This window comes from Nonomuraea guangzhouensis (assembly GCF_019396345.1).
Lineage (GTDB): Bacteria > Actinomycetota > Actinomycetes > Streptosporangiales > Streptosporangiaceae > Nonomuraea > Nonomuraea guangzhouensis.
The window spans coordinates 1-26,583 of the sequence record NZ_JAHKRM010000041.1 but is presented as its reverse complement, the minus strand read 5'-3'; the positions used below and the strand labels follow the sequence as shown (position 1 = coordinate 26,583).

The window sequence follows — 26,583 nt, the reverse complement described above, 5'->3', positions numbered from 1 at the left end:
AACCACGAACGATTGAGTTCGGTCGTGCACACCCTCCGCTACGCGGCCGCCGCGGCCGCGCTCGTCTTAGGGATCGCCGCGCCCGCGCAGGCAGATCCCCAAACCCCCGTCGAGGACGCGCTCAAGGCGTCGTCCTACCCGCCCCCCTCCACGCTGCTGACCCAGGCCGTCACCGGCAAGCAGCTGGAGACGGCCAAGAAGACCCGGCCGGTGGCCCCCGGCATCTCGCTGACCTCGTTCGACCGCTACGACGAGCTCGGCTGGCTGCGGGCCGACGCCGTCACCGCCGACTTAGGCGCGGCGAAGGCCGACTACGTCTACTCCGGCGAGGTGTCCAAGACCGAGCCGCTGTCGGGCCCGGCCAAGCGGGCCCACGCCGTCGCCGCCGTCAACGGCGACTTCTTCGACATCAACAGCTCCGGCGCCGCCCTGGGCATCGGCATCCAGAACGGCTCGCTCGTCCAGTCGCCCGCCGCCAATCATGACAAGGCCGTCGCGATCAGCGGCGACGGCCTCGGGCGGGTGCTGAACATGTACTTCGAGGGCACCGCCACCCCCGCGGGCGGCACGCCGGTCACGCTCACCCAGTTCAACCAGATCGTCCAGGCGGGCGGCGTCGGCCTGTTCACGCCGCTGTGGGGCTCCTACAACCGGGCCCGCGCCGTCGAGGGCGCCACCGCCGTGACCGAGGTCGAGCTGGTCGACGGGGTGGTCTCGGCGGTACGCCAGGCACCGGGCACCGGCCCGATCCCGGCGGGCACCACGATCCTGCTCGGCCGTGACGCCGGCGCGGCGGCCCTGGCCGGGTTGAAGGCCGGCGACAAGGTCGACGTGAAGTACCAGCCGAAGTCGTCGGACGGCAAGGCGGTCAAGGCCGCGGTCGGCGGCAACTACGTCCTGGTCAAGGACGGCGCCGTGCAGAACTCCACCGACCCGGCCGCGCACCCGCGCACCGCGGTCGGCTTCTCCGCCGACGGCAGGAAGATGTACCTGCTCACCGTGGACGGCCGTCAGGTCGACAGCCGCGGCGTCACGCTCAACGAGCTGGCCGCCATGATGGTCGAGCTCGGCGCCGCGAACGCGCTCAACCTCGACGGCGGCGGCTCCTCCACCATGCTCGCCCGCGAGCCCGGCTCCGCCGACGTCCAGGTCGAGAACAGCCCCTCCGACGGCGGCGAGCGCCACGTGCCGAACGGGCTGGCGCTGTTCGCCCCCGAGGGCAGCGGCAAGCTCAAGGGCTTCTGGCTGGAGACGGCCGGCGACCCCGCCAAGGCGCCCGGCGCCGCCCCCATCGCCGGCGGCCGCCCCGACCGCGTCTTCCCCGGCCTCACCCGGCGGCTGACCGCCGCCGGCTACGACGAGACGTACGGCCCCGCGGCCGGGACCCCGTCCTGGCGCGCCGAGCCGGCGGTCCACGGCATCGTCCGCGACGGCAGATTCCACGCCCTGGTCCCCGGCCAGACGACGGTCACCGCCTCCCGCGGCGGCGCCAAGGGCACGCTGGAGCTCACCGTGCTGCAGCCGCTGCAGCGGCTCGGCACCACCGTGGACCGGGTCGGCCTGGCCGGCACGGACGGCACGGCCACCTTCGGCGTCGTCGGCTACGACCACAACGGCAACACCGCGCCCATCGAACCGGCCGACCTCACGCTCGACTACGACCATGACGCCTTCGAGGTGACACCCGCCGACCAGGGCTACTTCACCGTCAAGTCCAAGAAGGCGACCACGGCGGGGCTGATCACCGCCAAGGTCGGCAAGATCAGCACCGCCGTGCCCGTCACCGTCGGCTTCGAGGACAAGCCGGTCGCCGACTTCGAGAACGCCGCCCAGTGGACCTTCGCCGCCGCCCGGGCCACCGGCTCGCTGTCGGCCGCGCCCGGCCAGAGCGGGGGCGGGCTCAAGCTGTCGTACGACTTCACCCAGTCCACCGCGACCCGCGCCGCCTACGCCAGCCCGCCGCAGCAGATCGTGGTGGCGGGGCAGCCGCAGGCGTTCGGCCTGTGGATCAACTCCACCGGCAAGGGCGAGTGGCCCAGCCTGGAGTTCTACGACGGCCAGGGGCAGTCGCAGATCCTGCGCGGCCCGTACATGACCTGGACCGGCTGGAAGTACGTCGAGTTCGCCGTGCCGCCCGGCATCACCTACCCGCTCAAGCTGCGGCGCTTCTACGTGGCCGAGACCAAGACCGACCAGAAGTACACCAACGACATCCTCATCGACGGCCTGGTGGCCAAGGTGCCGCCGTCGGTCACGGCTCCGCCCGCGCAGAAGGTCGCCGACCCGGTCGTGAAGTCCGACGTGGCCAAGATGCCGTGGCGGTTCGCCGTCATGTCGGACGCCCAGTTCGTGGCCCGCGACCCGGACAGCGACATCGTCAAGAACGCCCGCCGTACGCTGCGGGAGATCAAGGCCGCCAAGCCGGACTTCCTGCTGATCAACGGTGACCTGGTGGACGAGGCGTCACCCGAGGACTTCGCGCTGGCCAAGAAGATCCTCGACGAGGAGCTCGGCGGGACCCTGCCGTACCACTACATCCCGGGCAACCACGAGGTGATGGGCGGCAAGATCGACAACTTCAAGGCCGTCTTCGGCGACACGTACCAGACCTTCGACCACAAGGGCACGCGGTTCGTCACGCTCGACACCTCGCGGCTGAACCTCCGGGGCGGCGGCTTCGACCAGGTCGCCCTGCTCCGTGCCCAGCTCGACGCGGCGGCCCGTGACGCGTCCGTCGGCTCGGTGGCGGTGCTGTTCCACGTGCCGCCGCGCGACCCCACGCCCGGCAAGGGCAGTCAGCTCGGTGACCGCAAGGAGGCCGCGCTGGTCGAGGGCTGGCTGGCCGACTTCCAGCGGACCACCGGCAAGGGCGCCGCCTACATCGGGGCCCACGTCGGCACCTTCAACGCCTCGCACGTTGACACGGTGCCGTACTTCATCAACGGCAACTCCGGCAAGAACCCGGCCACCGCGGCCGACGACGGCGGCTTCACCGGCTGGTCGCTGTGGGGCGTCGACCCGGTGACGGCCAAGGAGGCCGAGCACGTCAAGCGCAACTGGTTCGCCGACGCGCCCGACTGGCTCGGCGCCCAGGTACGGCCGCACGTGGACGATCTCGCGCTCACGGCCCCCGCGAGCGTACAGGTCGGCAAGGCGGCGGCCGTGACGGCCACGCTCACGCAGGGCACCCGGGTGGTGCCCGCCGCCTACCCGGTGTCCGTGGCGTGGTCCGGCTCGCCGAACCTGCACATCGGGTCGCGGCAGAGCGCCAAGCCCTGGGACGTCGCCGTGCTCGACCCCGCGACGGGGACGCTCACGGCGCTGCGGAAGGGGCAGGTGACGGTCGCGCTGACGGTCAGCGGCGTCACCCGCCAGGCGACGGTCGCGCTCACGGCCAACGCGGCGGCCTGACCTCAGGGGTGGGGGTCACCTCAGAAGGGTGACCCCCACAATGAGGCTATGACCGACCTCGTGGAGACCATCGAACGGCTCGCCCTGGTCGACCACCACGTACATGGAGCCACCGCCCGCGACCTGACGCGCACCGCGTTCGAGGAGCTGATCACCGAGTCGGACCGGCCGGTGCCACACTGGATGACCCAGTTCGACTCCCAGGTCGGCCACGCGATCCTGCGCCACTGCGCGCCCGTGCTCGGCCTCGACCCGTACGCCACGCCCGAGGAATACCTGGCCAGGCGGGTCAGGCTGGGCGCGGCCGAGGTCAACAGGCGGCTGCTGGCGGCCGGCGGCGTGGGCCACTTCCTCGTCGAGACCGGCTACCGGGGCGAGGAGATCCTCAGCCCGGCGGGCATGGCCGAGGTCAGCGGCCGGCCCGCCGACGAGATCGTCCGCCTGGAGTCGGTGGCCGAGCAGGTCGTCGCCGACGGTGACGCGGCCGGGTTCGCCGGACGGTTCGCCGAGGCGCTGCACGAACGCACCCGCACCGCCCGCGGCCTCAAGAGCATCGCCGCCTACCGCCACGGCCTCGACTTCGACCCCGCGCCGCCCGGCCCGGACGAGGTGACCGAGGCGGCGGGCCGGTGGCTGGCCGAGGGCGGCCGGCTCCGGGACCCGGTGCTGCTGCGCCACATCATCTGGGCCGGTCTCGAGCTCGGGCTGCCCCTGCAGTTCCACACCGGCTTCGGCGATCCCGACGTGGACCTGCGCCGGTCCGACCCGCTGCTGCTGCGCGGGCTGATCGAGCTGGCGGAGCCGACGGGGGTGCCGCTGCTGTTGCTGCACTGCTACCCGTACCAGCGCAATGCCGGGTTCCTCGCCCAGGCCTATCCGAACGTCTACTTCGACGTGGGCCTGGGCGTCACCTATACCGGCGCGCGCAGCGCCGAGCTGGTGGCCGAGAGCCTGGAGCTGGCGCCGTTCGCCAAGATTCTCTTCTCCTCCGACGCCTGGGGGCCCGCCGAGCTGCACCATCTCGGGGCCGAGCTGTGGCGGCGGGCGATGGGGCGGGTGCTCGGCGGCCTCGTGGCCGACGGCGAGTGGTCGGCCGCGCAGGCGGTGCGGGTGGCGACCATGGTGGGGGCCGAGAACGCCCGCCGCGTGTACGACCTGGGCCCGGGCACGTGAGGACGGCGCCGGAATGGGCAGCGGGGGGAAACAGGAGTGACGAGGGGAGTACGTGAGTGAGTCCGGGGGAACTGGTGCGCGAGGCGCTGCGGGCCGAGCTGCCCGCGGCCGTGAAGCTCAGGCGGCAGCTGCACGCGCAGCCGAGCCTGTCGGGCAAGGAGGGGCCGACGCTCGAACGGGTGCTCGACGCGCTGCCGGGCGGCCTCGTGGAGTACGTGGCCGGCACCGGCGCCGTGATCAGGATCGGCGGCCCCGGCCCCGCGGTCGGCGTACGCGGGGAGCTCGACGCGCTGCCGATCGCCGAGCGCACCAACGTCCGATGGGCCGCCACGAACGGAGCCATGCACGCCTGCGGCCACGACGTGCACCTGGCCGCCGTCATCGCCCTGGCCCGCGCGGTGTCGAAGGTCCGCGCCGCCGTGGACGAGGGAGTGGATTCGCCCGAGCGGACGGACTCCTGGAGCTGGGACGCGGTCGCGCCGCTGGTCGTGGTGCTGCAGCCGCGCGAGGAGACCTACCCCTCCGGCGCCTTCGACGTGGTCGAGTCCGGCGTGCTCGACCGGCACCAGGTGCGTGCCATGATCGGCGCGCACGTCCAGCCCGTGCTCGCCTCCGGCGTGGTGTCCTGCACGCCGGGCGCGGTCAACGCCTCGGCCGACGAGTTCGAGCTGATCGTCAGAGGTGCGGAGGGTCACGCCGCCTACCCCCACCTGGCCCGCGACCCGGTCGTCGCCATGTCCCAGATCATCGTGGCCGCCCAGCAGCTGGTCAGCCGGTCGGCCGACCCCATGGTGCCCACCGTGGTGACGTTCGGCATGGTCAACGCCGGCACGGCGCCGAACGCCATCCCCCGCGAGGCCGTGGCCAGGGGGACGCTGCGGACCATGTCCGAGCCGTGGCGCCGCGGCCTGCACGACCGGTTCACCCAGGTGGCCGAGGACGTGGCCAGGGCGCACGGCTGCCACGGTGAGGTACGCGTGCTGTTGGGCGAGCCGGTGCTCGCCAATGACGAGGCGCTGGCCATACAGAGCGGTGACCTGCTGCGGCACCGGGGATGGACGGTCACCGAAGAGCTGCGCTCGTGCGGCGCGGACGACTTCGCGGCCTACGCGTCGGTGATGCCGGCGCTGATGATGTTCGTCGGCGTCGACACCGGCGCCGGACTGCACAGCGCGGACTTCCTGCCCCGCGAGGACGCCGTGGCGGCCACGGCCGAGGCGCTGCTGGCCGGGTACCTCACGGCGGGGAGTCGTCCAGCACTCGCGGAATGATGTCGACGAGCAGCCCGACCAGCGCCTCCTCCAGGAACACGTGCACCTGATGCCGGGTCAGCCGCCCGCGCCTGAGCCACTCCGACGAGGTGGCCTCCGCCATGCCGCTGCCGGTACGGACACGAAACTCATCGCTGACGAAACCGCCCAGAACCTTTAGGCTCAGCGACGATGGATCTCGAAAACTTCGCCCCTGGTTCGGGTCACCTCGAACCCAGGGCCGCACTCCGTTCTGACGCCCCTTCCCTCGACCTGAACGGCGACTGGCGCTTCCGCCTCTCGCCGGGCGCGAACCTGCCCGACGACTTCGCCGACCCCGGCTACGACGACTCGGGCTGGGACTCCCTGCCGGTGCCGTCGCACTGGCAGCTGCACGGGCACGGCTCGCCCGCCTACACCAACGTCCTCTACCCCTTCCCCGTCGACCCGCCGCACGTGCCGAACGAGAACCCGACCGGCGACCACCGCCGCGCCTTCGACCTGCCCGAGGGCTGGACCGGCGGACGGCTGCGGTTCGAGGGCGTCGAGTCCTTCGCCAGGGTCTGGCTGAACGGCCACGAGCTGGGCTTCTCGACCGGCAGCCGCCTGCCGGTCGAGTTCGACGCCGGACCGTGGCTGGTGCCGGGCCGCAACGTGCTCGCCGTCCGCGTTCACCAGTGGTCGGCCGCCTCCTACCTGGAAGACCAGGACATGTGGTGGCTGCCCGGCATCTTCCGGGACGTGTCGCTGACCCGCTCGGCCGCCGACGTCTTCGTCCACGCCTCCTATGCCGACGGCCGTGGCACGCTGAGCTTCGACGGCCCCGGCCGGCTCGCCATCGCCGAGCTCGGCATCGCCGACCTGGCGCCCGGCACCGAGATCACCGTCGACGCCGAGCCGTGGACGGCCGAGACGCCCCGCCTGTACGAGGCCGTGGTCACGCTGCCCGGCGAGACCGTGAGGGTGCGCGTCGGGTTCCGCACGATCTCCATCGAGGACGGGGTGCTGCTGGCCAACGGCCGTCCCCTGCTGCTCAAGGGGGTGAACCGGCACGAGTTCCACCCCGAGCACGGCCGCGCCGTACCGTACGAGACCATGCGCGCCGACATCCTGCTGATGAAGCGCCACAACGTCAACGCGGTCAGGACCAGCCACTACCCGCCGCACCCCGACTTCCTCGACCTCTGCGACGAGCTGGGTCTCTGGGTGATCGACGAGTGCGACCTGGAGACGCACGGCTTCGGCCAGGTCGGCTGGCGCGCCAATCCCACCGACGACCCGCGCTGGGCCGAGGCGTTGCTGGACCGGATGCGCCGCATGGTCGAACGGGACAAGAACCACCCGAGCATCATCATGTGGTCCCTCGGCAACGAGGCCGGAGTCGGCCGCAACCTGGCCGTCATGGCCGACTGGACCCGGCAGCGCGACCCGTCGCGGCCGATCCACTACGAGGGCGACTGGTCGTGCGCCAACACCGACGTGTACTCGCGGATGTACGCCTCACACGCCGAGGTGGAGGCCATCGGGCAGGGGGTGGAGCAGCCGCTGCCCGACCCCGAACTGGACGCGCGACGGCGCGCCATGCCGTTCCTGCAGTGCGAGTACGCCCACGCGATGGGCAACGGGCCCGGCGGCCTGGCCGACTACCAGGAGCTGTTCGAGCGGTACCCGCGCCTGGCCGGCGGGTTCATCTGGGAGTGGATCGATCACGGGCTGACGCACCCGACGTTCGAGTACGCGTACGGCGGCGACTACGGCGAGCCGGTGCACGACGGGAACTTCGTGATCGACGGGCTGGTGTTCCCCGACCGGACGCCCTCGCCGGGGCTGCTGGACCTGAAGAAGGTGTTCGAGCCGGTCCGGTTCGAGTTCGCCGACCAGGTCGTGCGGGTGGCGAACCACCACGGCTACCGCGACCTGTCGCACCTGGGGTTCGTCGCGGTGGTCGAGGAGGAGGGCGTGCCGGTCGCCGAGTTCCCGCTCGAGGTGCCCGCGGCGGGAGGTGAGGTCAAGCTGCCCGACCTGCCCGCCGGGGACGGGGAGCGATGGCTGACGGTACGGGCGGTGCTCGCCACCGACCAGCCGTGGGCCGACGCGGGCCACGAGGTGGCCTGGGGCCAGACCCGCCTGTCGTCTGGAGCTGTTGACGGCCTGACGTCCGGGGCAGCGGCGGACTTTGACTTCGACCCCGGCACCGGGCGGCTCACCCGTCTGTTCGGGATCGAGGTCGAGGGGCCGCAGCTGGAGCTCTGGCGGGCGCCGATCGACAACGACACCTACGGCGGGCTGGCGGGCCGGTGGCGAGACCTCGGCCTGCACCGGCTCACCCACCGGGTGGACGCCATAGAGACCGGCGACGGGCTGACCGTACGCGCCAGGGTCGCACCGGCGGCCACCGACCTCGGCCTGCACGTCGTCTACCGGTGGGTCGCGACTGGCGGTGGACTGGAGCTGACGGTGGACGTCGAGCCGGACGGCGACTGGACCGTACCCCTGCCGAGGCTCGGCGTCGTCATGGCGCTGCCCGCGGCGTTCGGCGACGTCACGTGGTTCGGCCGGGGGCCCGGCGAGGCGTACCCCGACACCGGCATGGCCGCCAGGGTCGGCCGCTGGTCCGCCACCGTGGAGGAGCTGCAGACGCCGTACGTGTACCCGCAGGAGAACGGGCACCGGGCGGACGTCCGCTGGGCCGAGCTGACCAGCCCGTCCGAGGGCATCAGAGTGACGGGCGCCCCGGTCTTCGGCCTCACCGCCCGCCGCTGGACCACCGCGGAACTGGAGGCGGCCCGCCACCGGCCCGACCTGAAGCCGGGGGACCGGGTGCACGTCAACCTGGACCTCGCCCAGCACGGCGTGGGCACCGCGGCGTGCGGGCCGGCCGCACTGCCGCAGTACGAGCTCCACGCGGGTCCCGCCACTTTCCGGCTCCGCTTCGACCCGACGGGATCATCCAGCGTCTGACGGGGTAGAGCCTGACGACCCCGGACCAGATGGTCCGGGGTCTGTCGGCCTGCCCTCACCCCTTTCCCTCTATCGCAAGGAGACGTCTTGGACGCCAAGCAGTACATGGCCGGTGTGTTCGACCGCGCGTCCGGCACCTACGAACAGGTCGGTGTGCCGTTCTTCGGCCCCGTGGCCGCCGAGTTGGTACGCCAGGCAGCCCCGGAGCCGGGTGACCGGGTGCTGGACGCCGGCTGCGGCACCGGCGCCTCGCTGATCCCGGCGGCCGGGGCGGTCGGGCCGACGGGCCGGGTGGTCGGGCTGGACCTCGCGCCGGGAATGGTCGCCGCCGCCACGGCCGAGATCGAACGACACGGCCTGACGCACGCCACGGTCCTCCAGGGCGACGCGGAACGGGCCGAGGAACTCCTGCCCGGGGAGCGGTTCGACGTCGTGCTGGCCGGGATGATGCTGTACTTCCTGCCCGACCCGCTGACCGCCGTACGTTCCATGACCGGCCTGCTCCGGCCCGGCGGACGGCTGGCCGCCAGCCTGCTGGCCCAGGCGAGCCCGGCCGAGCTCGAACTGCTCGGCGTGGTGGCGCGGGCCTTGGCCCCGTACACCACAGGCGCGGGCAGCGCCCCCTTCCACCGCACCCTCAGCACGGCCGGGGAACTGACCGAGCTGCTCACGGACGGCGGCCTGGACGGGGTTCGCTGTGAGGACGTGGTGTTCGAGGTGACTGTGGAGGCCGGACAGGTATGGGACTGGCTATGGTCGGCCGCCCGCCGCGCCTCCCTGGAGACCATCCCCGAATACCTGCACCCGGAGGCCAGGGCAGCCCTGGAAGACGCCCTGGCGTACGAGACGTTCGTGCTACCCCGCACGGTGCGATTCGCGACCGGGACCCGCGCCTGACGGGGGGCCGGTACGGCGACGGTTCCTTATCGTGGGCGACGCAGCCCACGCAGGAAATTCCACAGTGGGGAACGGCGGGCCGGTTGTCCGGCGGCCTCAACCGCTTGGGACGGCTGCGCGTCGGCAGAACCGGCGGTACGCGTGTGGACCTGCTCGCCGGTGAGTTCGTACTGGATGGGCAAGGACCGCAGCGCTCGCGCGAACGGGGACGGGCGCCAGGGCAGCTGATCAGCAGGAAGCGCGAGCTTGATCCTGGAGAGTCGGCCGAAGAGCCGGCGCACGGCGATGATGGTGATCTGGGTCGCCAGCCGCTGGCCCAGGCAGCTGTGCGGTCCCGCTCCCCAAGCCAGGTGCGCGCGGGTGCTGCGGATGGCCTGCCGATCGATCGCCCCGGCGAACCGCGGGTCGGCGTGGGCGCCCGCGACGGAGAGCATCACCGGATCGCCGGCGGGGATCGTGTAGTTGCCCAGCTTCACGTCCGTCATCGGGAACCGGAAGCTCAGGTTGGCCATCGGCGGATTGAGCAGGGCGACCCGATTCACCGTCTCGTCGATGGATCCCACCGACAGGCTCTCCCGCACATCCGGGTTGGAGATGACCTCGACGACCACGTTGCAGACGAGGCTGGTGGTGAAGTCCAGAAAGCCGGGCAGCATGAGGAGCTCGCGGGCCAGCTCGTCCAAGGTGAAGTCCGGCTTGGCCTGGATCATGTAGGAGGGCAGGTCGTCTCCGGGATGCTCCCGCTTGGTGGCCGCGAGCTCCCTCATGGCGGCGTACAGACGCTCGAACGCCGCGGGCGCGTCGGGCCCGGCGTCGACCATCCGCCAGATGTCCATCACCACGTCCTCGCCGCGCGCCGCGGGGAAGCCGAGCAGGCGGTTGGCGACCATCAGCGGGAGCGGCCGCGCGTACTGCGCGGCCAGGTCCGCCCATCCCGTGGAGCCGCCTTCCGTCAGCACGTCGAGGAGGTCGTCGGCGTAGCGCACGATGGCGTGTTCCAACTTCTTCGCCTGCGCTTGGGACGGGTCCTGGAACGGCATGAGCGCGCTGGTCCACGCGGCCCGCAACTCCTGCTGCGCGATGCCCTCCTGGAAGGTCGAGCTGTTGAGCTGGAAGACGGGGAGCAGGGGCCAGTCCGTCGGTATCCGGCCCTCCACATAGGCGTGCCACCGGTCCACGTCCTTGCTCCAGATGCCGCCCGAGTTCTGCAGGACGCGCAGCACGTCCTCATAGCCGAGGACGAACCAGACCGGCACCCCGAGGAGATCGACCGGGGCCACCGATCCGTACCTGGCGCGCAGGCGTTCGTGCACGAGCGCGGGTTCGGCGTCGTAGTCCCTGGTCAGCAGCGGTTCTACGGACGTCGATGAGGGTATTTCGGAGGGCTGCTGGGGCCACGTGCCACGGGTCACGGGGACGTACTACCTCTCTGGTTTGCCGCTCCCTTCGCCACATCTGACGTGTTCTGGGAGCTTTCCGCCGATTAGCTCAAGAGGTCAGTAAGCATCACGTATACCGGCGGTGACGGCAAGTACTCAGGCGGTGAATCGCGAACGTGGCAAGACATGCGACGGCCCCGGGCGGATCGCCAGGGGCCGCGTGATCAGTCGAACAGGCCGTTCTTCGCGCCGGTGATGAACTTGTCCCAGACAGCCCGGCGGAGAACCCAGGGCTGGGTGTCGGGCTGCTCCGTGTCGCGCAGGGCGACGCGGCCGTCGGACAGGTGCTTGGCCTCCAGGCACTCGCCGCCCTGGCCACTTGACGCGGTGATCCACCCCGTCGGGTCCGTGATCTCCCTCGTGATTTCTTCGCTCAGCTCCACGCTGCAACTCTCCCCTTGATGCGCTGCATTGAGAGGTACTCGGGGAGCGCCGCCTTACGCACACATTCGAGCCTGCCCACGAGCCGCTTGATCTCTTCGGGTCTGTCGATGACGCGACCGTGAAGGGCTGATTCGACGTACGCGGCGATCGGCACTCCGTTCTCCTGCGCCAAGACAACCGGGCCCACCAGCACTGCCGTACACGAGGCCTCGTAGGGGACGAGCTGGACGCTGAACCAGTTGTTCTCGGCCATGACGATCAGATGTTCCAGTTGGCGACGGGTCACAGAACCATCTCCAATCGGACGATACAGGATGCCTTCGTCCACGACGGCGAGGTACTTGGGCGGCTCGGACCGGACGAAGATGGCCTGCCGTTCCAAGCGGGCCTGCACCGCCTCCTCCACTTGTTGAGGCGTCGCGTCCGGCTCCCCGGAGAAGATCGCGCGAGCGTACTCCTCGGTCTGTGCCAGCCCGGGCACGATCAGTGGAGCGACGCTGATGATCTGATCTGCCTTGCGTTCGATCGGCGGCCACTGCCGATACCAGTCAGGCATGCCTTTACCGCTGATGGCCGGCCAGTGGGCGAGCAACTCACCTTCCAGACCGAGCGCCTTTTCGCAGAGCTCGATCAATTCACGTGTGGGATTCTCGTCGCCGCGCTCCACGTTTCCGATGCGGCTTTTGCTGTAGCCGATGCGATCGGCGAGCTGGCTCTGAGTCAAATTTGCAGCGAGTCGGAATTTGCGTAGTTCCGCGCCGAAACGCGCTGTTGGGCTGGCAGTTGGGTCCAGCTCTTTAAGTGGTGGCATCACTGCTCCCTGCGCCAGGTCCATTCCAGCTTTCTGGTTTAGTGCCAGTGAAAGTCTGGGACCGCTCTGGGACTTTTCCCGCACACAAGGTAGCTCGCTGCGAGCAGTGTTGTGAAGTGGTTGGCGGCAGATAGTAGACCGCTGTTCATATGGCAGAGGCTGGCGGGGTCTTTGCTGGCATATACAGGGAAGCGAATGTATGGGACAAAGGTGGTGAAAATGGCATCGCTTGGCATGCGAATGGTCGGCGAGATGAGATTTCCCGGTCGTCCGGACATTATTAGTGATGTACGGATTTATACGTCGAGATGGCTCGTTGTCGAACGCCCCGAGACCGCCGAAGACGAAGACCTCCTCGATGATCTGCGCCTCCTGGCCACCGAGCTGTCGGCCAATGCCATAAAGCACACGATCTCCGGCCGATGGCGACACGGATCGTTCCGGGTCCGCATGTGGCTCGACCACCGACGGGTCCGCGTCGAGGTGATGGACCAGGGATGGCGGTCGAGGCCACGCCTCCGCAACGACCCCAGCGAGACCAGCGGCCGGGGCCTGCACATCGTGGCGGCCCTGGCCACGACATGGGGCGTCAGGCGGCGATGGCTGGGGCGCGCTGTCTGGTTCGAACTCCCCATCCCCTCCCGGAGTCGAGGCGTGGACGAAGTAACGCTTGCGAGGACGTCGATCAGGCTCCCGTGCCTACCCGGAAGGCTTCCGTACATGGGATGTCATGAGACGTGACCGAGGCGGCCCGCACATTGAAGATCGGCAGGTCCACGGCTTATGAGACGCTTGCTGGCGCGCAGGAGTGACCGGGTGCCGGCTCAGTACGCGGACTGACGTGCTGGCCGTCGTGAATGGGGCGTGTTGATGGGGTGCCGTTCCAGCAGCGACAGCGTCATGCCAGGTCTGCGGCGGCTGTTCGTGGACGCGGCGGCGGCGTTCGCGGTCATCGGGGTGTTCTGGCTTCCTTCGATCATCGAGGTGGCCGGCACCTGGCGCTCGGTTGCGGGGCTGGTGCTGGCTGCCGTCGTGGCGGCGGCGATGCTGCTGCACCGGCGACTGCCGGTGGCGGCAGCGACGACAGCAGGTGCCGTGACGGTCGCGGCGAGCTTGCTGGGCCTATGTCAGGATCCGATGCTCGCTACGGCCTGGTGTCTGTATTCGCTGGCGCTGACTCGCGCATCGCGGGTTCGCGTGTTCGTCCTCGTTGTTGTCGGTGCCGTCGCCGTCTTGGCGGCCGTGACGGGTGTCCCGGAAGACAGCCTGGGTGGGTGGGGGCAGCGTGTGGTGATCGCGGCTGCGGCCTTGAGCGGGTCGTGGTTGTTGGGTGTCACCGTGGGGAGGCAGGTCGAGTCCGTTCGGGAGAGCGAACGCGCCCGGGCTGTCGAGCAGGCTGTTCGTGTGCAGCTTGATGTTGCTCGTGACGTGCATGATGTGGTGGGGCACGCCCTTGGGGTGATCAGCGCCGAGGCCGGGGTGACACGGGGCCTTGCGGACGCGAGCGAGCAGGAGCTCCGTGACACGCTTGCCGACATCGAGAATCACGCGAGGTCGGCGTTGGAGGACATCCAATCACTTGTCCGCTCGCTCCGGGCGGGCCCTGGCATGGAGCCCGGCCGAGCGGACACGGCAGCGCCCGTCCCCGGCATCTCGCGACTGCCGGAGCTCGTCGCCGCCGCGCGTGCCGCAGGAGTGGGCATCGACACGCGGATCGCGGCGCCTGAGCAGATCGATGAGGTTGCCGCAGCAGTTGCGTTCCGGATCGTTCAGGAGGCGCTGAGCAACGTGGTACGGCACGCGCCGGGCGCTGCCTGCACCGTGGAGATCCATGCGGACGGTGATGTGCTCGTCGTTCGTGTCCGTGACGACGGCCCTGGTAAGGAGGACGGCGTGTCCGGGTTCGGGTTGTGGGGGATGCGGGAGCGAGCGCATCTGGCCGGTGGCACCGTGGCCTGGCGGAACCTGCCGGATCGAGGCTTCGAGGTCGAAGCACGGCTGCCGCTGGGAGGCGCGAGATGAGGTCTGTCAGTGTGTTTCTGGCGGACGATGACAGCCGGTTCCGTGCCGTGTACCGGAAGCTGTTCGAGCGCACCGAGGGTTTCCGCGTCGCTGGGGAGGCGGCCGATGGCGTGGAGGCATCGCGGCTGATCCTCGCGCTCGAACCCGACGTGGCTCTACTCGATGTGCAGATGCCGGGCGGTGGCGGGCTGGACGTGGCCCGTCGGGTCCTTGCCAAGGCGGAAGGCACCCGGGTAATCATGCTGACCACATTCGATCTCGACGAGTATGTTCACGAGGCCTTGACCCTGGGCGCGTCGGGGTTCCTGCTGAAGAATGCGTCGCCGCCAGAGGTGCTCCATGCGGTCCGTACCGTGCACGCGGGCCATGCCATGCTCGCACCGGAGGTCACCGCGAGGCTGATGCGCCAGTTCACGCCGAGGCGGTCGAAGCATCGGCACGCGTTCGCGGACGAGTTGCTCTCTGCGAGAGAGGTGCAGGTGATCCGCTTGGTCGCGCGTGGGTGTTCGAACCAGGAGATCGCCGACGAGCTGTTCCTGAGCCTGGAGACGGTGCGCACCTATCTCAAGCGCATGTTCGCCAAGCTCGACGTGAACGACCGCACTCACCTGGCCGTGCTCGCCTACGAGGCCGGACTGTTGCACGAGTCTCGCTGAGGAGTCCACGTTCGGGGGACGCGGCCCGACACCTCGTCTCCGCAAGCTGGACGAAACCATCCAGCACGACGATTCAAGGTGTCCAGTGATCGAAGTTACCGGGCTCAGCAAGCACTATCGGAGCAAGAAGGCAGTCGATGAGGTCACGTTCACGGCCCAGCCCGGCCGGGTCACGGGGTTCCTCGGCCCGAACGGCGCCGGCAAATCCAGCACGCTGCGCATTCTGCTCGACCTGGACGCTGCCACCAGCGGACAAGCGCTGATCAAAGGAGGGCGCTACCGAGACCTGACAGACCCGCTGCGAACGGTCGGCGCATTGCTGGACGGCGCGGGCCCGGTGCCCGAGCGTCGCGCAATCGACCACTTGTCGTGGATCGCCCAATCAAACAGGATCCCCCGCAAGCGGGTGCGGGAAGTCCTTGATCTCGTCGGCCTGACGGATGCGGCGAAGCAGCGGGTGAAGAAGTACTCACTCGGCATGAAGCAGCGACTCGGGCTCGCCGGGGCGCTACTCGGTGAGCCGGAGATCCTCATCCTCGATGAACCCGTGAACGGGCTGGACCCGGACGGTATCCGCTGGGTTCGTACCTTCCTCCGGGACTATGCGGCCGGTGGCCGCACCGTACTGTTGTCGAGTCATCTCATGACGGAAATGGCTGATACCGCCCATGACGTGGTGATCATCAACCACGGTCGTATCGTGACCCAGGGCGCGCTGGCCGAGATCACGGCCGGCCATGCCTCGCTGGAGACGGCGTTCTTCGCCCTCACCGGCGACCGGACGGGATCGCGGTGGTGAACGCGATGGTGCCAGCGACCCGATCGGAACTGACCAAGATCCTCACCCTGCCCAGCGTGTGGATCGTCACCGGCATCATCCTCGCCCTTCATGTGCTGGTCCAGCTCCAACCCGCCAAGCTCTTGGCCGACGCGGTGGCGGACATCACTCCCGCGGGCACCATCGAGGTCTTCATCGGGGAACCCCAACCGGCGACGGAGGCGATCCTCGGCCTTCTGGCCGGAGGGTCGCTGCAGATGGGCCTGTTCCTGCCCGTGCTCGCCGCAGTGATCGCGGGGCAGGAGTTCCGCTCACAGCAGCTCGGCCTGACCGTGCTCGCCATGCCGCGCACCGTTCGCATGTTGGCCGCGAAGCTCCTTGCCACGGCACTGTACGTGCTTGTCGTCGCGATCCTCATCGCGGGCATCAGCACCGCGTTCATGTACGTCGCCGTCAAAGCCTGGAATCCGGGCCTGCTCCTGACCAGTGAAGCCTTCCTCGGCCACGGCCGGTTCATCACCTTCGCGGTCTTGTTCTGCCTTACCGCGTTCGCCATCACCACCGTCGCGCGCAACACCCTGACCGGCATCATCGTCACCGTGGCACTGATCGCCATCACGATGAGCCAGGCCCTGGCCGGGGCCGCCCCGGATCTGGACGCGCTGTTGCCGCTCAGTGCGGCCAGGAACCTCATGCTCGATCCCGGTATCAACGACCTCACGGCCAGCCGGGAGCATGGCCTGCTCGTCCTCATCGGATGGGCCGCTGTAACCGCCGTCGGCGCGGCGATCACGCTCAGCAAGAGGGACGCGCGATGAGAACCGCGACGTCCACTCCCTTACCGGTGGCGACCGTCCGGTTCAGCGACACGCTCGCCGCCGAGCGGATCAAGATCACTACTCTCCCCGCCACCTGGATTGCTCTCATCATCGCGTTCGGCGCCAACACCCTGCTCGGCGTCATCGCGGCCACGGACGTCGTCCGTATCGCCGGTCATGACGGTCCCATCCCGATCGCCCGGCTCGGCACCCTCATGCTCGCACCGGTCTACGTGTTCATCGCGATCACGGTCTTCGCGGCCGGCAGCGAGTATCGCGGCGGCCAGCTGCGCGTCACCCTCGCCGCCGTCCCCGACCACAACCGACTGTTCGCCGCCAAACTCATCGTCAGCGCGGCGCTCAGCCTGATCGCGTCGATACCGGCCGTCCTCCCTGGCTACATCCTGCGGCACGCTGCGGCGGTTCGCGCCGGAGAGCTGCGAGCCGGCGATGTCGTGGTCGGCTTCCTAGCTCTCCTGACCACTTATCTCCTGCTCGGCCTCATCGGCCACGGTTTCGCCGTCATCGCGAAGACGGTCGTCACTCCTCTCGCTGTGCTCTTCCTCACGCCCGTTCTCGTCTCACCGTCGTTTCAGAGCACCCTGCCGCACATGGTGAAGTTCCTCCCGCACGAGGCGGCCCTGAGCCTTCTCCGGATGCCCGTCGACCCCGCCACCGCGCTCCACCCAGCCGCTGGGCTACTCGTGTTGGCCACCTGGGCGGCTCTGTTGGCTTCCGTCGCCTGGAAAGCCTTCGTGTACAGAGACAGCTAGTTGCCGGAGACCCGACGTGTCCACGCTGGCAACCCCAGCAGCCGCCGCAGGTCCCACCTCATGGTCTCCAGCCGTTGTCCCATATACCCTGCATGGGTATATTCGAGAAAAAGGTCGTCCATGCGGGGGTGTGCGAAGTGAGCGATGCGGTGCCGGTCGAAGGATTCGTTTCGGACGGGTACGACAGGGTGCGCGAGGTCTTCCAGGACTTGTTGCGCGACGGCCGGGAGACAGGAGCCGGAGTGTCGGTCTGGCGGGACGGCCGCGAGGTCGTCCGGCTGAGCGGGGGATGGGTCGACGCCGCTCGGCACCACCCTTGGCGGGCCGACACCTTGGTGCAGCCGTACTCTCTGTCGAAGTCGTTCGTGACGCTCGCCGCCCTGGTGGTGGTGCGCGACGGCGCGCTGGCCCTGGACGAGCCGATATCCCGGTATTGGCCCGCGTACGGGGTCGGCGGTAAGGAGCGCACCACGTTGCGTCAGGTGCTCACGCACCGGGCGGGGCAGCCGCGGTTCCCGGCCGAAGCCGCGGGCCTGGACCTGCTGGACGACGCCGGGCTGCGGGAAAGCCTGGCGCGGGCGGCGCCGGAGTACGTCCCCGGGACGTCGCTTGGGGAGCATGCGCTGACCTACGGACATCTCGTGGACGGCATCCTGCGCGCCGGTGCCGGGACCACGCTGGGGGAGGTGTTCAACGAGAGGGTCCGGCCCGCGCTGGGGCTGGACGCCTGGTTCGGGGTGCCGGATGATGCGCTGGAGCGCGTCGCCGACCTGGAGTATGCCGACCCGGAATGGCCCAGCCAGTTGCACGCGGCGCCATGGCTGCGGATCCCCGACGGGACCCTGGACGTCGAGCGGGCGAACTCGCGATCGTGGCGGCAGGCGGTGTTCGGCGCGGTCAACCTGCACACCACCGCGACCGCCATGGCCAGGTTCTTCTCCGAGCTGACCAGCGAAGACGGTCCCGTACGCGCGCTGCTCGGGCCGCAGTTGCACGCCGATCTCCTGGCTTCCCAGGTCACCGACTTCGATGAGGTCTTCGGCACCAGGATCACCTGGACGCTGGGGTTCGTCCGAGACCGCGGCAAGATCGCCAAGGGTGGGATCGGCGGTTCGGCCGCCTGGTGGTCCCTCAAGCACCGGCACGGATGTGCCTACCTGACGCGACGACTGGACGATCATTCCCGCGCCGCCGCGATCGCCGCAGCGCTGGACGACGACCTGACCGTCGTAGGCGAGGACTGACCCGGCCCTCGCTTTCCTATGGGGCATGCAGGCGGTAGACCAGAGCCCGCCGGTAGTTGGCGACGCGCTGGTCCACGCTGTCCAGGCAGCAGCTGGAGCACCTCTGTAGTACAGGCTCGGTCGGTACTGCCATGGGGGTCGGTACGGGCGAGGTGAACCGGCAGGCGACAATTGCCCGCGTTCGAGCCTGACGAACGTGGCCCACGTTCCGGGGGGCGCCCCCTGAGGCGGGCCCACGAGAGACTCAGCCGGTCTGTCGCTTGAAGCCTGCCCAGGGGACGGCACGGTAGCTCGGTCAGGCTTGCTGGTAGCCGAGCAGCGTCATCATGCCGGACTCGGCGTGGTAGACGTTATGGCAATGGATCATCCAGATGCCCGGGTTGCCGGCCTGGAAGTCGACGTCGAGGGTGCTGTTCGGCAGGACGATCGCGGTGTCCTTGCGGGCGCCGCTCGGCAGGGCGAAGGTGTGGCCGTGCAGGTGCATGGGGTGCCACATCGTGGTGCGATTGACGAACGACAGGCGCACCCGTTCCCCGGAACGAATCGGTGTGATGATCTTTGGGTCGTACTTCCGGCCGTTGATCGCCCAGTCGTAGGCCATCATGCCGCCGGTGAGCTCCAGCTTGACGATGCGGTCCGGCCGCTTGGACGGCAGCCTCGCCGAATCGTCTGCCCGGAGGTCGGCATAGCGGAGCACCGTGCCGTCGAGCTCGCGAGGGCGCCGGTCCGCGCGTGGGGCCCGGGACTGTTCGCTGGTACGGATGAGGGCGCGGGCGGTGGCGTTCTTGCCTTCGGCCAGCGCGGCCAGGGCGAAGACGCCGTCCTTGAGGGTGACGAGCACGTCATAGCGCTCTCCCATGCCGATGAGCAGCGCATCCGTGTCGGTGTGCTGAATGGGGAAGCCGTCGGTATGGGTGACGGTCAGGCGGTGTCCGGCCAGGGCGACGCGGAAGGCGGTGTCTCCGCCGGCGTTGATCAGGCGGATGCGCAGCCGGGTGCCAGGTTTGGTGGTGAAGGTCGCCGGTTGGGTGGGGATGCGGCCGTTGAGCAGGAAGTGCGGGTAGCGGACGTCGCCCGCGTCGCCGCCGAGCAGCGGGCTCCTCGCGCCCATCAGCATGTGGCCGCCCTTACCGGGCGGTTGGCTGGGGGACGCGCTGTCGCCCATCATGCCGCCGTGGTTCATACCGCCCATGCCGCGGGAGAGCTCGGCCAGGACGTCCTCCGGGGTTCCCGTGACGCCGTCGAGCCAGTCGTCGAGGACGACGACCCACTCCTCGTCGTAGCCGAGCGGCTCGCGCGGGTCCTCGACGATCATCGGCGCGTACAGGCCACGGTCGAGCTGGGTGCCGGAGTGCGGGTGGAACCAGTACGTGCCCGGGTCGGGCGCGGTGAACTCGTAGACGTACGCGGCACCGGTCTTGACCGGCTGCTGGGTGACGCCGGGCACGCCGTCGGCGTCGTTGCGCAGCGCCAGGCCGTGCCAGTGGATGCTGGTGTCGGCGGGAAGCCGGTTGACCAGGCGGGCGCGTACTGTCTCGCCGGCGTTCACCCGGATCGGAGTGCCGGGGATGCGGCCGTCGTACGCCCAGGTCCGTACGGTCAGGCCGCCGAGGTCGGCCTGGGTCTCGGCGGCGACCAGGCGGAAATCCCTGGCAGCGCCCGGGCGGCGGGCCTGCTCGGCGGCGCGCACCTGTGGCCCGGCCGGGGTGACGAAGGACGGGGAGGAGGTACGGCTCGTGCCGCCGCAGGCTGTGAGGGCGGCCCCGCCCAGCAGGCCGAGGCCGGTTTTGAGCAGGGTGCGTCGATCAATGGTCATGGTGATGCCTCGCTTGGAAGGTCGTACAGGGAAGGGATCGAGAGCTGGTCCGGGGACGCTCTAGATCCGCAACACGACCGTGCGAGTCGGCGGCGGGCCGCGCAGAACCTGTGACCAGAGCCGCAACCAGCGGCCGGTATGAGATGAAGCGCTGGAGGTGCGGCGACGGCGCAACGCCAGGCAGAGCAGGAGCACACCCATGCCGAGGATCGCCAAGCACACCCAGCCCGCCATGGAGGGGTGGTCGCCGACAGGAGGCTGTCCGGTGTGGGAAAGGCTAGTGGCCTGCATGGAGGAATGGTGGGTGTCGGGGGACATGCCGGGCCCGCTGAGATGGCCCAGGGAGTGCATCGCCACGACGCCGAGCGCCAAAGCTACGAGCAACACTAGTCGCAAGACCATGCGGTGTGCTCGGCTCATGCCTCCAGAATAGTGCCGTCGCCTATGGTCCGTAGTATTTCCGGTCCAGGACTTTGCCGTGGCGGGGGCGCCGTCGCGCCAGGTCTGGCAGACCTCGCCGAATCATGGAGACCTCCCGCTGGCCGGTCATCTGGTTGTGCAGTACAACCATCTAGTTGTATGGTCGAACTATGGCGGATGATCGCGAACTCCAGGATGCTGTGGCCCGCTTCGTCCGGGCCTTCGGCCTCCACCAGCCGGACCGGACTCCCTGCGGGCAGCCCGTCCCGGTGTCGGAGGCGCACGCGCTGGGCGAACTGGCCAGGGACGGCGCGTTGCGGCAGAGCGATCTGGCACACCGGCTCCGTCTGGAGAAGAGCACCACCAGCCGGCTGGTCACCCAGCTCATCAACCGCGGCTGGGCCGAGCGCACTCCCGCGCCCGGCGATGGGCGCGGAGTGCTGGTCCAGCTCACCCCGCAAGGGGTGACGGCCGCGGCCCGGCTGGCCGAGGCCAGAGCGAAGCGGTTCTCCGCCGTTTTGGAGCGTGTCCCCGAGGGCGAACGCGCCGACGTGCTACGTGCCCTGACCATCCTCACGGAAGCCATAGATGAAACTTAAGAATCGACGCACCCAGGCGCTCATCGCAGCGCTCGCGCTCATCGTCGTCGCCGGGACGGCGTACGTGGTCATCAGCCGCAACGAACAGCAGGCGACAGCCGCCCGGCAGGCCGAGATCGCGGCCAGGAGCCGGCAGGTGATGCCGTTCGACCTGGAGCGCACCACGCACCGCTTCGCCAAGTCCGCCACCGGCGGCGTGCAGACGGTCACCTCCGACGACCCCGCCGACGCCGAGCAGGTCAAACTGATCCGCCAGCACCTGACCGCCGAGACCGCAGGCTTCAGCGAGGGCGACTACGGCGACCCCGCCTCCATCCACGGCGGTGAGATGCCGGGCCTGCGCGACCTCGAACAAGGCCACAGCCGCATCGACATCCGCTATGCCGAACTGCCCGCAGGCGCCCGGATAACCTACGCCACCTCCGACGCGTCCCTGGTCACAGCGTTGCACGCGTGGTTCGACGCCCAGGTCACCGACCACGGCCGGCACGCAGAACACGGCTGACCTTGGGAGGTCGCCGAGGCCAACGTGGCCGCGCAACGCTTCTACGAACGAATCGGCGCCATCCTCGTCTCCAAGAAGATCGGCCGCTGGCAACCGAAGTAACCCGCCCTTCGCCGGGACACCGTTGCTGGCCCGCGAATGTGCCCCTCAGGTGTCATCACCCTCCGCCAGTGCCAGGAACGGCGCGGGTTCCGGCTGGGGCGGGCAGCAGTTCGGCGGCGTTGTCGCGGCCCGCCGGCCAGAAGACGGGCTGGTCGAGGCCGGGGTAGCGGTGATTTTGGATCAGTGCTTGGGTGGCGGGCAGGAGCAGGTACTCCTGCAGGGCCAGCGCGCCCGCCACGTTCGCGCGGGGGAACCTGGCCGGATTGACCACGATTGACACCATGACGCGGTGGAACATCTCATCGCCGTACAACGCAGGGCGTAAGGGGAGCGGGTTGCTCTTCTGCCAGACGAGGAACGGGGTGAGTCCCCACAGGCTGTAGCCGCGCTGCTGGGCGGCGGCCCGCATGGCCGCTTCCGGGCCGAGCCCGGTGCCGTCGTACCAGCCGGTCTTGTCCGGGCGGCCGGCGGCGTTCCACAAGATGTCGGCGATGTAGGCCAGCCCGGGCATGGCGCTGCCGATGAAGGGCGCACGCGCATCGGCGATGCGGCGAAACGCCGCCACCGGATCGGCGACCTCCGCCACGCCGGCCGGGTCGCTCGCGTGCATGATCAGCGCGGAGGCGTTGAACAACACCGTACGTGGCCATTGGCCAAGCCCTTCGGTGATGAAGGCTTGGGTGTCCTTGTGCCCCAGGTGGGAGAAGACCAGGTCGGCTTCTCCGGCGCGGGCCTTGGCGTACACGTCTTCTCCGATGTGGACCTGTACGCGCCGGCCGGTTCGCGCCTCGAAGGGGGCGAGCAGGCGCGGCAGCAGACCCCCGTCCTGGACGGTCGTGACGCTGGCCAGGCGGACGGTGGATCTGGCCGCGGCTGTACCGCTTGTCGTGCTGCTCGCCGACGCACTCGCTGGTCCCCCTGCCGCGCCGGCCATCCCCAAAGCGAGCAGACCGCCTGCCGTCACCGCTTCCCGGCGGGACAACTGGGGTGCGTGATCCTGCGTGGGCGCCTCATTTTGCGGGTTCATCTTCGTCTCCTTGTCCGGTCTCGGGCATTGGCCGCATGTCTTGGGTGTCGTCGCGCGGGGTGCCGCGGCGGCATTGACGGTCTCCTGTGCGGCAAACAGTTCGCGATAGCGGTCGATGAACAGCTCGATACGCTCGGCCTGCCTCCGCAGATCCGCCGCGCGTTCATGCAGGTGCTCCTCGCCCAGCATCCATTCCGCTGTCACCAGGCCGTCCACGGCCAGTTGGCGCAGCACCCGATGGGCCAGGTGGCCGGCCAGCACATAGCCGTGCCTTGGTGCATCGGCCAGCGCGAGCAGGACAAACGGAACCATCCCCTGTCCCGTCCCGCCATGATCGTAGGATCTGCCTGCCCTTTATGACAGAACTCCTCTAGTGGCATCTTGCCCTTAGTGAGGTTCGCTGCCAATCACTCGCGTCATCAACCATCGGTGCGGATCATCGTGGAGACAACCTCGACAAAGCACTGGCCGGCAGCACTCCGATCGCCCCGAGCAGCCGCGGTGATCGCGTCGTTGACGACGGGTACGGCGGCGAGGAACGCGGCGAGCTTCGGTCCCTTCGAGCACGCCTGGTTCGCGGATCACGTGTGGCAGTTCAACCTCCCGAGGTTCTGCGGAATACGGTAGGGGGGTATAGTGTTATTCCCGGCGACGAACCCGACGGGAGGCTGGACATGGCCGGATACAGCAACAGCAAGCAGGACCACGCGACGCGGCTGCGGCGTGTCGAAGGGCAGATCCGCGGCCTGCAGCGAATGGTCGAAGAGGACAAGTACTGCATCGACATCCTGACCCAGGTGTCGGCGGCGACCAGCGCGCTGAAGTCCTTCTCCCTGTCGCTGCTCGAAGAGCACCTGGCCCACTGTGTCGCCGAGGCCACCTTGAAGGGCGGCCCCGAGGCAGACGCCAAGGTCAAGGAAGCTTCCGATGCCATCGCCAGACTCGTCCGTTCTTGACCGCGTTGAAGGAGACATTGATATGAGCACCGCGACCTACACCGTTAAGGGCATGACCTGCGGACACTGCGTCAGCTCGGTCAAGGAAGAGGTTGGCGAGGTGCCCGGCGTGACGAACGTCGAGGTGGACCTGGCCAGCGGCCTGCTGACCGTTGACAGTGACGGCCTGGTCGACGCGGCGAAGATCGCAGCCGCTGTCGAGGAGGCCGGCTACGAGGTGGTGAGCGGGTCATGAACACCGCCACCAAGCTCGGCTCCTACGTCCTCGGGCTCGCCGTCGTCTTCGGCGGCGCCCTGGGCGCGGGCAAGGTGGTGGGCCCGATCGGCGCCCCACCGGCCGAGGATCACGCCGCAATGGCGATGCCTGCCGAGCAGGCGAAGAGTGATACCCCTGGGGGGCTCCAAGTGTCCGAAAACGGCTACACCCTCAACCCGCTCAGCACGGCGATCAAGCCGGGCGAGCCCACCGACTTCCAATTCACCGTGACAGGTCCCGACGGCAAGCCGGTGACCGATTACCAGGTGGAGCACGACAAGAAACTGCACTTCATCGTCGCGTCCCGGGATCTGACGAGTTTCCAGCACCTGCACCCGGTCGAGGCAGGGGGCGGTGTCTGGTCGGTCAAGCTGACGCTGCCCGAGGCGGGCGCCTATCGCGCCTTTGCCGATTTCGTCCCCTCCGGCGGCAGTGGGCTGACTCTTGGGACGGATCTGTCGGTCGCGGGCGCCTACCAGCCGAAGGCGTTGCCTCCGGTCGGCCGTACGGCGACGGTCGACGGCTATACGGTCACCCTTGACGGGGACCTGGTTCCGGGCAAGGCCAGCAAGGTGACGCTGTCGGTCAGCAAGGACGGCAAGCCGGTCACCGACCTGCAGCCCTACCTGGGCGCGTACGGCCATCTGGTCGCACTGCGCGCCAAGGACCTGGCCTACCTGCACGTACACCCCGAGGCCAGCGAGAAGGCAGGTCCGGAGATCACCTTCTACGCCGAGGTGCCCTCCGGTGGTGACTACCGGCTGTTCCTGGACTTCCAGCACCAGGACAAGGTCCGTACCGCCGACTTCACCGCCAAGGCGGCACCCGCGACGGCGGGCACCCCGGCCACCGAAGACACGCACGGCCACTGATCGAGAGAGAAAGGAGAACGGTGATGTCTTCCATCACTGATGACCGTCCGCCCAACGCGGTCGAACTCTCGATCGGCGGCATGACCTGCGCGTCGTGCGCCAATCGGATCGAGCGCAAGCTGAACAAGCTGGACGGCGTCACAGCCACGGTCAACTACGCGACGGAGAAGGCGAAGGTCACCTTTTCCGAGGACATCGACCCGCAGACGCTGATCAGCGAAGTCGAGAAGGCCGGCTACAGCGCCGCCCTGCCCGCGCCGCCCAAGAGCGAGACGGTGACGGCCGAGGAAGAGGCGGAGGACGAACTGCGTCCGCTGCGCAGCCGGCTCATCACCTCGGTGGTGCTGTCCGTGCCGGTGATCGCGATGGCGATGATCCCGCCGTTGCAGTTCACCAGCTGGCAGTGGTTGTCGCTGACGCTGGCCGCGCCGGTGGTGGTCTACGCGGGCTGGCCGTTCCACAAGGCCGCCTGGACCAACCTGCGGCACGGTGCCGCCACGATGGACACGCTGATCTCGATCGGCACGCTGGCCGCGCTCGGCTGGTCGCTTTGGGCGCTGTTCTTCGGTACGGCGGGCACGCCCGGGATGACGCACCCGTTCGCCTTCACCATCGAGCGCACCGACGGCTCCGGCAACATCTACCTCGAAGCCGCGGCAGGGGTGACCGCGTTCATCCTGGCCGGGCGCTACTTCGAGGCGCGTTCCAAGCGCCGCGCCGGCGCCGCGTTGCGGGCCCTGCTGGAACTGGGCGCCAAGGACGTCGCGGTGCTGCGCGACGGCGTGGAGACCCGCATCCCCAGCGACCAGCTCCAGGTCGGGGATCGGTTCGTGGTGCGACCTGGCGAGAAGATCGCCACCGACGGGGTGATCGAAGAGGGCACCTCAGCGGTCGACGCCTCCATGCTGACCGGCGAATCCGTGCCGGTCGAGGTCGGGATCGGCGACGCCGTCACCGGTGCCACCGTCAACGCCGGCGGCCGCCTGATCATCCGCGCGACCAGAGTCGGCGCCGACACCCAACTGGCCCAGATGGCCAAGCTGGTGGAGGACGCGCAGACGGGCAAGGCGCAGGTCCAGCGGCTGGCCGATCGGATCTCCGGCATCTTCGTACCGATCGTGATCGCCCTGGCCATCGGCACCCTCGGGTTCTGGCTCGGCACCGGCGGCGGGGCCGGGGCGGCGTTCACGGCGGCGGTGGCGGTGCTGATCATCGCCTGCCCCTGCGCGCTGGGCCTGGCCACGCCGACGGCGCTGCTGGTCGGCACCGGCAGGGGCGCCCAGCTGGGCATCCTGATCAAGGGGCCAGAGGTGCTCGAATCCACCCGCCGGATCGACACGATCGTGCTGGACAAGACCGGCACGGTCACCGAGGGCAAGATGACCCTCACCAGCGTGCACCTGGCCGACGGCG

General features: G+C 69.3%; 25 protein-coding genes. 18 read left to right on the top strand and 7 right to left on the bottom strand.

Translation table 11 applies throughout. The features are described 5' to 3' along the window. Positions 1 to 24 precede the first annotated feature (24 nt). From KME78_RS53830 to KME78_RS53820, 3 genes are read left to right on the top strand one after another with little or no spacing between them, the layout of a single operon-like run. On the top strand, positions 25 to 3,411 hold the full coding sequence (locus KME78_RS53830; RefSeq protein WP_308127485.1) for a phosphodiester glycosidase family protein: 3,387 nt from the start codon (positions 25 to 27) through the stop codon (positions 3,409 to 3,411). 48 nt (positions 3,412 to 3,459) lie between these two features. Continuing rightward, positions 3,460 to 4,584, top strand: coding sequence for an amidohydrolase family protein (locus tag KME78_RS53825; RefSeq protein ID WP_219537812.1), 1,125 nt, complete (start codon positions 3,460 to 3,462; stop codon positions 4,582 to 4,584). 56 nt (positions 4,585 to 4,640) lie between these two features. Continuing rightward, a complete protein-coding gene (locus KME78_RS53820) occupies positions 4,641 to 5,855 on the top strand; it encodes a M20 metallopeptidase family protein (RefSeq protein WP_219537811.1) in 1,215 nt (404 codons plus the stop codon). Here KME78_RS53820 and KME78_RS53815 read toward each other — a convergent pair. Continuing rightward, on the bottom strand, positions 5,821 to 5,958 hold the full coding sequence (locus tag KME78_RS53815) for a hypothetical protein (RefSeq protein WP_219537810.1): 138 nt from the start codon (positions 5,956 to 5,958) through the stop codon (positions 5,821 to 5,823). The genes KME78_RS53820 and KME78_RS53815 overlap by 35 nt on opposite strands. Before the next feature lie 68 nt (positions 5,959 to 6,026). Here KME78_RS53815 and KME78_RS53810 point away from each other — a divergent pair, with 68 nt between their 5' ends. Both KME78_RS53810 and KME78_RS53805 read left to right on the top strand, forming a co-directional pair. Beyond that, positions 6,027 to 8,795, top strand: coding sequence for a glycoside hydrolase family 2 TIM barrel-domain containing protein (locus KME78_RS53810; protein ID WP_219537809.1), 2,769 nt, complete (start codon positions 6,027 to 6,029; stop codon positions 8,793 to 8,795). Between the two features lie 87 nt (positions 8,796 to 8,882). Further along, complete coding sequence (locus KME78_RS53805; protein ID WP_219537808.1) at positions 8,883 to 9,692, top strand: class I SAM-dependent methyltransferase; 810 nt, start codon at positions 8,883 to 8,885, stop codon at positions 9,690 to 9,692. A 26-nt stretch (positions 9,693 to 9,718) separates the two neighbouring features. Here KME78_RS53805 and KME78_RS67690 read toward each other — a convergent pair whose 3' ends face one another. The 3 genes from KME78_RS67690 to KME78_RS53790 form a co-directional block, all read right to left on the bottom strand. Next, positions 9,719 to 11,104: a cytochrome P450 gene (locus KME78_RS67690; protein ID WP_219537807.1), complete on the bottom strand. Its 1,386-nt coding sequence runs from the start codon at positions 11,102 to 11,104 to the stop codon at positions 9,719 to 9,721. Between the two features lie 191 nt (positions 11,105 to 11,295). Beyond that, the gene (locus KME78_RS53795) at positions 11,296 to 11,514 is read right to left on the bottom strand and encodes a DUF397 domain-containing protein (RefSeq protein ID WP_308127484.1); all 219 of its coding nucleotides are present in this window, start codon (positions 11,512 to 11,514) and stop codon (positions 11,296 to 11,298) included. Beyond that, the gene (locus KME78_RS53790; RefSeq protein ID WP_219537806.1) at positions 11,505 to 12,350 is read right to left on the bottom strand and encodes a helix-turn-helix domain-containing protein; all 846 of its coding nucleotides are present in this window, start codon (positions 12,348 to 12,350) and stop codon (positions 11,505 to 11,507) included. Before KME78_RS53790 ends, KME78_RS53795 begins: the two co-directional genes overlap by 10 nt. Positions 12,351 to 12,437: 87 nt before the next feature. On the opposite strand from KME78_RS53790, the gene KME78_RS53785 reads away from it, so the two are divergent. The 7 genes from KME78_RS53785 to KME78_RS53755 all read left to right on the top strand — a co-directional run bounded on the left by KME78_RS53785 (position 12,438) and on the right by KME78_RS53755 (position 18,617). After that, complete coding sequence (locus KME78_RS53785; protein ID WP_219537805.1) at positions 12,438 to 13,067, top strand: ATP-binding protein; 630 nt, start codon at positions 12,438 to 12,440, stop codon at positions 13,065 to 13,067. A 159-nt stretch (positions 13,068 to 13,226) separates the two neighbouring features. Next, on the top strand, positions 13,227 to 14,348 hold the full coding sequence (locus KME78_RS53780) for a sensor histidine kinase (RefSeq protein WP_219537804.1): 1,122 nt from the start codon (positions 13,227 to 13,229) through the stop codon (positions 14,346 to 14,348). Positions 14,349 to 14,359: 11 nt separating this feature from the next. Then, positions 14,360 to 15,004, top strand: coding sequence for a response regulator (locus KME78_RS53775; RefSeq protein ID WP_308127483.1), 645 nt, complete (start codon positions 14,360 to 14,362; stop codon positions 15,002 to 15,004). Positions 15,005 to 15,089: 85 nt separating this feature from the next. Further along, positions 15,090 to 15,803, top strand: coding sequence for an ABC transporter ATP-binding protein (locus tag KME78_RS53770; RefSeq protein ID WP_219537802.1), 714 nt, complete (start codon positions 15,090 to 15,092; stop codon positions 15,801 to 15,803). 5 nt (positions 15,804 to 15,808) lie between these two features. Then, complete coding sequence (locus tag KME78_RS53765; protein WP_219537801.1) at positions 15,809 to 16,600, top strand: ABC transporter permease; 792 nt, start codon at positions 15,809 to 15,811, stop codon at positions 16,598 to 16,600. Next, complete coding sequence (locus KME78_RS53760; protein WP_219537800.1) at positions 16,597 to 17,373, top strand: hypothetical protein; 777 nt, start codon at positions 16,597 to 16,599, stop codon at positions 17,371 to 17,373. Before KME78_RS53765 ends, KME78_RS53760 begins: the two co-directional genes overlap by 4 nt. Positions 17,374 to 17,510: 137 nt before the next feature. Next, entirely contained in the window at positions 17,511 to 18,617 is a 1,107-nt protein-coding gene (locus KME78_RS53755; protein WP_308127482.1) for a serine hydrolase domain-containing protein, read from the top strand. Positions 18,618 to 18,912: 295 nt separating this feature from the next. Here KME78_RS53755 and KME78_RS53750 read toward each other — a convergent pair whose 3' ends face one another. Beyond that, positions 18,913 to 20,433, bottom strand: a complete 1,521-nt coding sequence (locus KME78_RS53750; RefSeq protein WP_219537799.1) for a multicopper oxidase family protein — start codon at positions 20,431 to 20,433, stop codon at positions 18,913 to 18,915. A 60-nt stretch (positions 20,434 to 20,493) separates the two neighbouring features. After that, positions 20,494 to 20,853: a DUF6153 family protein gene (locus KME78_RS53745; RefSeq protein WP_219537798.1), complete on the bottom strand. Its 360-nt coding sequence runs from the start codon at positions 20,851 to 20,853 to the stop codon at positions 20,494 to 20,496. Between the two features lie 170 nt (positions 20,854 to 21,023). Here KME78_RS53745 and KME78_RS53740 point away from each other — a divergent pair, with 170 nt between their 5' ends. Together KME78_RS53740 and KME78_RS53735 are read left to right on the top strand one after the other, a co-directional pair. Then, entirely contained in the window at positions 21,024 to 21,452 is a 429-nt protein-coding gene (locus KME78_RS53740; protein ID WP_219537797.1) for a MarR family winged helix-turn-helix transcriptional regulator, read from the top strand. After that, on the top strand, positions 21,442 to 21,957 hold the full coding sequence (locus KME78_RS53735; protein ID WP_219537796.1) for a hypothetical protein: 516 nt from the start codon (positions 21,442 to 21,444) through the stop codon (positions 21,955 to 21,957). Before KME78_RS53740 ends, KME78_RS53735 begins: the two co-directional genes overlap by 11 nt. Before the next feature lie 157 nt (positions 21,958 to 22,114). Here KME78_RS53735 and KME78_RS53730 read toward each other — a convergent pair whose 3' ends face one another. Next, positions 22,115 to 23,398, bottom strand: a complete 1,284-nt coding sequence (locus KME78_RS53730; protein WP_219537795.1) for a hypothetical protein — start codon at positions 23,396 to 23,398, stop codon at positions 22,115 to 22,117. A gap of 362 nt (positions 23,399 to 23,760) precedes the next feature. Here KME78_RS53730 and KME78_RS53725 point away from each other — a divergent pair, with 362 nt between their 5' ends. From KME78_RS53725 to KME78_RS53710, 4 genes are all read left to right on the top strand, one after another. Next, positions 23,761 to 24,042 carry a metal-sensitive transcriptional regulator gene (locus KME78_RS53725; RefSeq protein ID WP_219537794.1) on the top strand — a complete coding sequence of 94 codons (282 nt, stop codon included), beginning with the start codon at positions 23,761 to 23,763 and terminating at the stop codon, positions 24,040 to 24,042. Between the two features lie 22 nt (positions 24,043 to 24,064). Next, a complete protein-coding gene (locus tag KME78_RS53720; protein WP_219537793.1) occupies positions 24,065 to 24,277 on the top strand; it encodes a heavy-metal-associated domain-containing protein in 213 nt (70 codons plus the stop codon). Further along, positions 24,274 to 25,170 (top strand): DUF8832 domain-containing protein, encoded by an 897-nt coding sequence (locus tag KME78_RS53715; RefSeq protein ID WP_219537792.1) that lies wholly within the window; start codon positions 24,274 to 24,276, stop codon positions 25,168 to 25,170. Before KME78_RS53720 ends, KME78_RS53715 begins: the two co-directional genes overlap by 4 nt. A gap of 23 nt (positions 25,171 to 25,193) precedes the next feature. After that, on the top strand, positions 25,194 to 26,583 hold a 1,390-nt coding region (locus KME78_RS53710), incomplete at its 3' end, for a heavy metal translocating P-type ATPase (protein WP_219537791.1).

What these genes read in the sequence shown, in the direction of transcription:
- KME78_RS53765 (WP_219537801.1), top strand. Translation starts at nt 15,809, where the DNA reads ATGGTGCCAGCGACCCGATCGGAACTGACCAAGATCCTCACCCTGCCC.
- KME78_RS53725 (WP_219537794.1), top strand. Translation starts at nt 23,761, where the DNA reads ATGGCCGGATACAGCAACAGCAAGCAGGACCACGCGACGCGGCTGCGG.
- KME78_RS53790 (WP_219537806.1), bottom strand. Translation starts at nt 12,350, where the DNA reads ATGGACCTGGCGCAGGGAGCAGTGATGCCACCACTTAAAGAGCTGGAC.
- KME78_RS53815 (WP_219537810.1), bottom strand. Translation starts at nt 5,958, where the DNA reads ATGGCGGAGGCCACCTCGTCGGAGTGGCTCAGGCGCGGGCGGCTGACC.
- KME78_RS53825 (WP_219537812.1), top strand. Translation starts at nt 3,460, where the DNA reads ATGACCGACCTCGTGGAGACCATCGAACGGCTCGCCCTGGTCGACCAC.
- KME78_RS53730 (WP_219537795.1), bottom strand. Translation starts at nt 23,398, where the DNA reads ATGGTTCCGTTTGTCCTGCTCGCGCTGGCCGATGCACCAAGGCACGGC.
- KME78_RS53715 (WP_219537792.1), top strand. Translation starts at nt 24,274, where the DNA reads ATGAACACCGCCACCAAGCTCGGCTCCTACGTCCTCGGGCTCGCCGTC.
- KME78_RS53750 (WP_219537799.1), bottom strand. Translation starts at nt 20,433, where the DNA reads ATGACCATTGATCGACGCACCCTGCTCAAAACCGGCCTCGGCCTGCTG.
- KME78_RS53735 (WP_219537796.1), top strand. Translation starts at nt 21,442, where the DNA reads ATGAAACTTAAGAATCGACGCACCCAGGCGCTCATCGCAGCGCTCGCG.
- KME78_RS53745 (WP_219537798.1), bottom strand. Translation starts at nt 20,853, where the DNA reads ATGAGCCGAGCACACCGCATGGTCTTGCGACTAGTGTTGCTCGTAGCT.
- KME78_RS53740 (WP_219537797.1), top strand. Translation starts at nt 21,024, where the DNA reads ATGGCGGATGATCGCGAACTCCAGGATGCTGTGGCCCGCTTCGTCCGG.
- KME78_RS53780 (WP_219537804.1), top strand. Translation starts at nt 13,227, where the DNA reads ATGCCAGGTCTGCGGCGGCTGTTCGTGGACGCGGCGGCGGCGTTCGCG.
- KME78_RS53810 (WP_219537809.1), top strand. Translation starts at nt 6,027, where the DNA reads ATGGATCTCGAAAACTTCGCCCCTGGTTCGGGTCACCTCGAACCCAGG.
- KME78_RS53760 (WP_219537800.1), top strand. Translation starts at nt 16,597, where the DNA reads ATGAGAACCGCGACGTCCACTCCCTTACCGGTGGCGACCGTCCGGTTC.
- KME78_RS53720 (WP_219537793.1), top strand. Translation starts at nt 24,065, where the DNA reads ATGAGCACCGCGACCTACACCGTTAAGGGCATGACCTGCGGACACTGC.